Origin of the sequence: Poseidonibacter sp. (assembly GCF_041821165.1) — a bacterium.
Lineage (GTDB): Bacteria > Campylobacterota > Campylobacteria > Campylobacterales > Arcobacteraceae > Poseidonibacter.
In genome coordinates this window covers 1-7,603 of sequence record NZ_JBGUES010000111.1, presented here as the reverse complement: position 1 = coordinate 7,603, position 7,603 = coordinate 1, and the positions used below count along the sequence as shown (strand labels likewise).

7 protein-coding genes are annotated in these 7,603 nt (G+C 23.5%); 2 read left to right on the top strand and 5 right to left on the bottom strand.

Annotation, left to right across the window (positions count from 1 at the left end; genetic code table 11):
- Positions 1 to 98: 98 nt before the first annotated feature.
- Together ACERKK_RS09085 and ACERKK_RS09080 are read right to left on the bottom strand one after the other, a co-directional pair.
- Positions 99 to 2,090, bottom strand: coding sequence for an EAL domain-containing protein (locus ACERKK_RS09085; protein WP_373772767.1), 1,992 nt, complete (start codon positions 2,088 to 2,090; stop codon positions 99 to 101).
- Positions 2,091 to 2,222: 132 nt separating this feature from the next.
- A complete protein-coding gene (locus ACERKK_RS09080) occupies positions 2,223 to 2,891 on the bottom strand; it encodes a sensor histidine kinase (RefSeq protein WP_373772766.1) in 669 nt (222 codons plus the stop codon).
- A gap of 3 nt (positions 2,892 to 2,894) precedes the next feature.
- On the opposite strand from ACERKK_RS09080, the gene ACERKK_RS09075 reads away from it, so the two are divergent.
- Positions 2,895 to 3,242, top strand: a complete 348-nt coding sequence (locus ACERKK_RS09075) for an ATP-binding protein (RefSeq protein WP_373772765.1) — start codon at positions 2,895 to 2,897, stop codon at positions 3,240 to 3,242.
- 18 nt (positions 3,243 to 3,260) lie between these two features.
- On the opposite strand, the gene ACERKK_RS09070 is transcribed toward ACERKK_RS09075, so the two are convergent.
- The 3 genes from ACERKK_RS09070 to ACERKK_RS09060 all read right to left on the bottom strand — a co-directional run bounded on the left by ACERKK_RS09070 (position 3,261) and on the right by ACERKK_RS09060 (position 7,268).
- Positions 3,261 to 4,175 (bottom strand): NAD(P)-binding protein, encoded by a 915-nt coding sequence (locus ACERKK_RS09070; protein WP_373772764.1) that lies wholly within the window; start codon positions 4,173 to 4,175, stop codon positions 3,261 to 3,263.
- 19 nt (positions 4,176 to 4,194) lie between these two features.
- Positions 4,195 to 5,253, bottom strand: a complete 1,059-nt coding sequence (locus ACERKK_RS09065; protein ID WP_373772763.1) for an EAL domain-containing protein — start codon at positions 5,251 to 5,253, stop codon at positions 4,195 to 4,197.
- Between the two features lie 119 nt (positions 5,254 to 5,372).
- The gene (locus tag ACERKK_RS09060) at positions 5,373 to 7,268 is read right to left on the bottom strand and encodes a cache domain-containing protein (protein ID WP_373772762.1); all 1,896 of its coding nucleotides are present in this window, start codon (positions 7,266 to 7,268) and stop codon (positions 5,373 to 5,375) included.
- A 106-nt stretch (positions 7,269 to 7,374) separates the two neighbouring features.
- Between ACERKK_RS09060 and ACERKK_RS09055 the strand changes: the two genes are divergently transcribed.
- Positions 7,375 to 7,603: NADPH-dependent FMN reductase (locus ACERKK_RS09055; protein WP_373772761.1), on the top strand; the 229-nt coding region annotated here is incomplete at its 3' end.

Sequence of the window (7,603 nt, the reverse complement as noted above, 5' to 3'; positions counted from 1 at the left end):
AAAATGTAGAGTATACGTATGATAAAGAGCAGTTTAAAGGTTTAGAAATTGTAATTAATATACCTATAAATAATTAACATTTTAAAAGCCATTTTAAATTATTCAATGATGAATTCCTTATCATAAGCATATACTTCTTCAAATGGTATTGCTTTTGAATATAAGAACCCTTGTATAATATCAACATTAATGCTTTTAAGAAAGTTTTCTTCTTCTTTTGTTTCTACACCTTCACTTGTAATCGTATATCCTAAATCTTGACACATTTTAACTATATTTGAATATAACACCCTTCCTCTTTTTGTATTAGTATTTAATAAAAGTGATCTATCAAGTTTAATAATATCTGCTGGTAAAGTATGTAAATACTGTAAAGAAGAAAAACCTGTTCCAAAATCATCAACATAAATTTTAAAACCATTTTTTCTTAATTCTGTAATATTATTAATAAAAGTATTATGTTCTTCTGCAAATGTTCTTTCTAAAATTTCAATTGAAATATTTTTATTCTTTAGCTTATGAATAATTTTATTTACTACAACTTCACTACTTAAAGATTCAGGAGAAATATTAATACTGATTTCAGGAAAATATCCAAGTTCTTCCCAAATAAGTAAATCTTTTGATACAGTATTTATTACCCAAATATCTATAATATTTGCATATCCTGCTTTTTCTAATTGTGGAATAAAATAAGGCCCTAGTACATTACCTTTAGAATTTTGGAAACGAAGTAGTGATTCAAAGCCATAACACTTATTATTCTTAATATCTATTTTTGGCTGATAATAGAGTAATAAATCACCATTTACTAATTCTTCTATTAAGTTATGAGTAGATGTTTGCTCTTTAATTATATCAGCTTGAGTTTTTAAAAAACTCACCTCTTCTAGTGATGTGATTTTTTCCCTAATATTAAATTTCTCTTTTAATTTATTTAAATCGAAATCTTTTGAATTTGATTTATCATAAACATTTAAAAATGGTAAATAAACAAATACACCTACAACAATATTAAAGAACTGAAGTAATGAAAATAATGGTGTTTCTCCATTTCCTAATAAATATCCACTAATAATTGTTGGTGTTGACCAAGAAATAATTGAATGAACTTCAGGAACAGGAACATAAGAAAGAAATATATATGTTACAAAGAAATTAATAATAGGTAAACAAATAAATGGAATAAGAAATTTTAAGTTCATAATCATTGGTAAACCAAAAATCAGTATTTCATTTATGTTAAATATAGAAAAAGGAAGTGCTAAAAAACCAATTTTTCTTGTATAGTAATTTTTAGATTTTATTATTATTGCAATTACCAAAGATAGAGTTGCCCCTGCTCCACCTGTAACTAAAAAACTAAATAAAAAGTCTTTTGCAGTAATATTTGGAAAAATAAATTCATATAAGTATGTAGTATCTGCAAATATTGTATAAACATGTGTTCCATGAATACCTGTTCCCCACCAAATTAAATGGGAGAGTACAAGTTGAATAAATGTTTTAGTAGAAACATCTAATACTTGAATTTCACGAATAAACAAAATATCTAGATATTCATAAATAACCTGTGCTAGATAAGGAATAAAATTAACAAATAATGTATAAATAATAAGAATTGGAATAATAGAGTTAATAACTGTTTTAAGTTGCTTACTAACAATGTCTTCTTTAATAATTTCTAAAAAATATAACTTTATTAAGTATCTATATAAATACAAACATAATATGGGTAAAAGAAAAGCGTAGACTGTTAGGTCGTTATTATAAACAAAACTTCCATCATTAATTGACCAAGAAATTGATATAAAAACAAGTAAAGAAAGTGAAATTATTACAAATCGGTGGACATTATAATTATTTGATAAATGGTAAGATAAAGATACAACTAATAAAATAGGAAAAATATATATAAATATATCTGAAATAGTTAAAAGCGCTGAAATAAAGATATTAGTATTATTTGGGTCGACATTAAAGACATCTACTAAAACAAGCCCTAGAGAGCTTAAAACATAGTATGGAACTATATCTAAGAAGGCTTCTCGTAAAGATAAATGCAATAAGTTATTTTTTATTCTTACCATTTAAAATACCTTTTAAATAATATTTTGACTTTTTACAAAAAACTTTTTTTATTACATAATCAGTTTATCAGATAAAGTGTAAAAACTTTATTAACAAATAATTTTATTCTAACTTATTTTATAATATTCTCATTAACTTATAGCTAGTGGTAACTCAATTGTAAACTTAGCTCCAAAAAGAGTGTTTTCACAATATATGTTTCCTTTTAAACTCTCTACAATTATTCTATAAGACATATGAATCCCTAATCCTGTACCATTTGATTTATGTTTAGTTGTAAAGTATGGCTCAAATATTTTAGGAAGAATTTTTTCAGGAACTCCACCTCCATTATCTTCAATAATGATTGAAACATTATTATTCTTTTTTACAATATTTATACTAATCCAAGCTTTATATATCTTTTTCTCAACCAATATATCTTTGGCATTATTTATTATATTAATAATAACCTGTGGTAATTCATCAGCAACCATTTTCATCTTAAAGTGTGTATTTGGATTAAAGTTTTTAATTAATTTAATTTGATGATTATGAAGTGCAGCACTTACTATATTTAGTGAACTTTCAACTCTTTCAGAAATATCAACTTCTCTGATTTCCTTAGATTCACTTAAAAAATCTCTAAAAGTATCAATCGTTTTTGATAAATATTGAGCATTATTATTAATTAAATTCATTTCTTCTTCAAAAATTTTATCATTTAACATTCCCATTTTATATTGGAATAATGCTCCTATTGAAGCTAAAGAAATTATAGATAAAGGTTGTCTCCATTGGTGTGCAATATTTCCAATCATATCATGCAAATTCTTTTAAATATTTTTAAAAATTCTATTGATGCATTCAAAAAAAGTGATATTTCTAAAAAATATATCTTTATAAAAATATATGAAGAAAACAATCATGCTGTAATCTCTATAAAAGATAATGCAGGTGGAGTAAATGAAGATTTTATAAATAAAATCTTTGATCCATATATCAGCTCTAAACATGCATCAATTGGCACAGGTCTTGGTTTATTTACCTGTTATGAAATGGTTACAAAAATTTACAATGGTTTTATTAATGTAAAAAATGTAGAGTATACGTATGATAAAGAGCAGTTTAAAGGTTTAGAAATTGTAATTAATATACCTATAAATAATTAAAGAATTTAACTTTTTTAATTATTTAAACCTTTGCTCATAAAGCCTTTTTGAACTTATATAAGCACTTTGTAAATCCTCACCCATAAAATAGTCTCCACAAAAACCTAAAGATAAATCATCTTCATATAAATAATTTTCTTTTATTGGTTTTGATACAAAAGCATACTTCCAAAAATGTGGGATAATATAAAACTCATCTTTTAAATTTATACCACATAGTTCATAAATCTTTTTTAGCATAAAATATTCTATTTCATCTTTATTTTGAAAGTTTTGTTCATTTGTTATTTGTTCATTTAAATGAACAACGTAACTGCTAAAATCATAATAGTTGTATTTTGATGAATTATCAATCACTTTTTTAAAATCTTTTGAAGATAAAAGCTCTGGATTTAAAATATTTTTTAAAGTATTACCGTATATAATTAGTGTTGCAATCGAATTATAACTAACATCTTTAAGCTTTTTATAAATAGAATCTGTTAATTTTATATCTAATTCTAAAGCTTGAATAGCAGGTATTGTAATAATAAGTTTATCAAAATTTTTATACTCAATTTCATTTTCATCTTTTAAAATCCAATAATTATTTTGATATTTACAAGATACAATCTTTGTATTTTTAAATAAATCTTTTTGATTTATCAAGTTATTGCAAAATTGATTCATTCCATTACTTGGATAGTAATAATCACTTTTTTTAATTAAACTATTATTTTTGCACATATCATCACAAAACTCTTTAAATTCAATATTGCTAACTTTAAAATAAGGTGTTCCATGGTCTATTTTCTTATCATCTATATATCTCGTACTACACCGACCACCTGCTCCTCTTGACTTTTCGAAGATACTTACATTATTGTTATCTTTTTTTAAAAGATTATAAATATTAGCACCACTTAATCCTGCTCCTATTATTGCAATATTCATATATTAATCCTTTTTATGATTATATTTTTCTAATAGGTTCTGTAGTTGGTTTTGCAAAATAATACCCTTGCACTAAATCAACTCCAATAGATTTAATCATTTCAAGTTCATATACAGTTTCTACACCTTCTGCTAGAACAGTAATATTATGCTCTCGTGCAAGATTAAATAATGCTCTATAAACCGATTGCTTAAGTTCATTTTTATCAATACCATCTATTATATTTCTATCAATTTTTATGATGTCTGGTTTAAGTTCAATTAGCATATTTAAACTAGAATAACCCTCTCCTACATCATCAAGTGCAATTTTAAAACCTTTACTTCTATAATACTCAAGAATATTTTTAAGATGTTTTTGATCTTTTACTAATTCTGTTTCTACAACTTCAAATACTATTTGTGATGGATCAAACTCTAATTGTTTTGCCCATTTTACTGTTGAGTTTAAACAATATTCAGGATCATAAATAGAAGTTGGTATAAAGTTAATAAATACTTTTTGATGTACTTTTTTTGTAGCTGCTGTTTTTAGTGAACTTTCACGACAAAGTCTATCAAGTCTAAAATTTAAATCATTTCTTTTAGATTTTTTAAATAACTCATCAGGATAAACTAAAGTTCCATCTTCTCTTACACCACGAGCTAGTGTTTCATATCCATAAATTGAATTATCTTTCATATTAATTATTGGTTGAAAATGAGATGTTAATGATTCATTATTGATAATATCAAAGAACTCTTTATCCTCAAGAATATTTATATATCTTTGAAGAGGTTTAGCTAATAACATAGATTGATATGTAAAACTATTTTTTTCATCTTCAATGAATAACTTTATATCATTTTTTTCATGTGAATTAAAACTTGTATTTAAAGCATCTAAATTTTCAATAAAAAACATTTCTGTGTCATCAACACTAATGCATATTAATCCATTTATCTCTTTTACATCAATTTGTAGTTTTTTTAAAAAATTATGTGACTTTGATATTAATTCATCAAACTCACTAATAAAGTAAATAGTTGAAGGTTTATTCTCTAATACAAATATTTCTGTACATTTCTTACAAGACATAGCAAATCCTTTTATTTTTTACATTATAATCTATTATTAAAAAGTTTCATATACTTTTTTTGTTTACTAATAATATTTTTATTTGTTTTTTTAATATTAAGGAATAAACTTTGAGATATTTAAGAAACTGGTAAAACAATACTAAACAATGCTCCAGTATAAGATTTATCTTCGTATATAAAATTTTTATTTTCTACAAATATTAAGCCTTCTAGATGTTTTACAATTATTTCTTCTGTCATATATAAGCCTATTCCTGTGCCTTGGCTTTTATGTTTAGTTGTAAAATATGGTTCAAATATTCTATCTATATTCTCAAGTGGAACTCCACCTGCATTATCGTTTATACTAATAATTACTTTTTTATTTTCACTTCTTACATTTATAAATATAAGTTTTTTGTGTTCACTTTCAAGTTTAATTAATTCATCTTTTGCATTATTTAAAATATTGATTAATGCTTGGATTAATTCATTTTCTATTGTATATAATTCTAAATCTTCAATATTTGTAATAATATCAATATCTTTTGAGTGAAATTGTGCTTCTAATAAGTTTAATGTTTTTTCAAATGTCCTTTTTATTAGAAATGTTGTTTTCTCTTTATTTGGTGAAAAGAAATTTCTAAAATCATCAATTGTTTTTGATAAGTATTGAGCAGAATCATTTATCTTTTTTGTTGATTCATATAACTGTTCATCACTTAAAATATTTAGCTCTTTTTGTAGTGCAATTCCAGTAGAGGCTGTTGTTATAGTTGAAAGTGGTTGTCTCCACTGATGAGCGATATTTCCAATCATTTCGCCCATTGCAGCCATTTTTGATTGTTGAGCAAGCATATTTTGTTGATGTTTTATATCTTTTTTATATTCATTAAATTTTGTTTCTAAAAGTTTTGAAATATAAATAGATACTAATAATAAAATTATTGTTAATAAAAAACTAACTACAAGAATATCTTGAGCATATTTATCAAATTTATCATTTAATTCATTCTTTTTATTTTCAATATTTAAAATCATTTCATCTTCATAAAATCCAGTTCCAATCATCCAATCCCATTCATTTAAACCTTTAACATAACTAATTTTTTTTGTCGCTATTTTTGTATCAATCTTTTTATTTTGTATATAACTATAATAACCTTCACCATTTTTTGAAATATCTATTAAAGCATTAATTACTTTTTCAATAGATTTTGTATCATTATTTTCAATAGCACTTTTACCTATATACTCTTTTCTAAAATGGCTTAAATATGTTCCATTATAGTCAATTACAAAGATATACCCAGTTTTTCCATATCTAATAAGATTAATATATTGAAGTATCTTTTGTTTTGTAATATTCTCATAGTCATCAAAATATTCTCCTGTACCTATTACAATATTATAAGGTTCAAAATATTTGTAAAAAGATATTTTTCGATAAGTTTTATTTTGATCATTTGGTTTATACCAATAATATTGATCAAAAGTTTCATTTTTATCTTTTATTGTTTGAATTATTTTTTCCATAAACTTATAACCATTTGAGTCAGTAAAATTTAATAAGTTTTTATTTTCAATCTCTTTACTAATAGGATAGAATAATTTAGTTCCATTTATATCATCAAAAAAGAAATACCCTCTTCCATCATTAAATCTAACCTCTCTTAGCGATGTTTTTATCATCTCAAAAATTTCTTCTTTTGATTTTGTATCTTTATATTTTTCATAAAGACTATTAGCAATTGAGTGAGCCTCATAAACTCTTTGTTTTATAGAATCTTTTAATTCTTGTTCAGTATTTTTTTGTATAAGTTTTATAAAACTATGAACTTTATCTACTTCTTCTTTTATTTTTATTTTATTTTCTTGAATATATTTATTTTCAATTTTACTTTTTTCGATTTTAAAAGTATTTTTATTTTCAAAGTATAAGAATAGTGTTATTAAAATTGAGGCAATTATTATAAATAGAGGTGGAGTAAATTTTATTATATTTAGTATTTGTTTTTCTTTTTTGTTTTCCATAATGTATATTATTATAATTATCCTAAATTCCTCGATAATATCAAATACAAGTTATGCTTTGATATAATATCGTACATTCAAATATGTTATAAATAAGGAATAAATTATGTCAAAAATTGGAATATTAATTGCTAGTTCTAATAATAATCAAAAATTAGGTTTAAAATTAAAAGAGTTAGCACAAGAACAAAATTGTGAAGTTGAATTAATCAATTTAGTTGATTTAAGACTACCTCTTTACAGTACTGTTGAAGAAGAGGAAAATGGAATACCTGAAGCTGTATTAGACTTAGCTTCTTCTATTCTTGAATTAAAAGCATTTATTATTGTTGCAC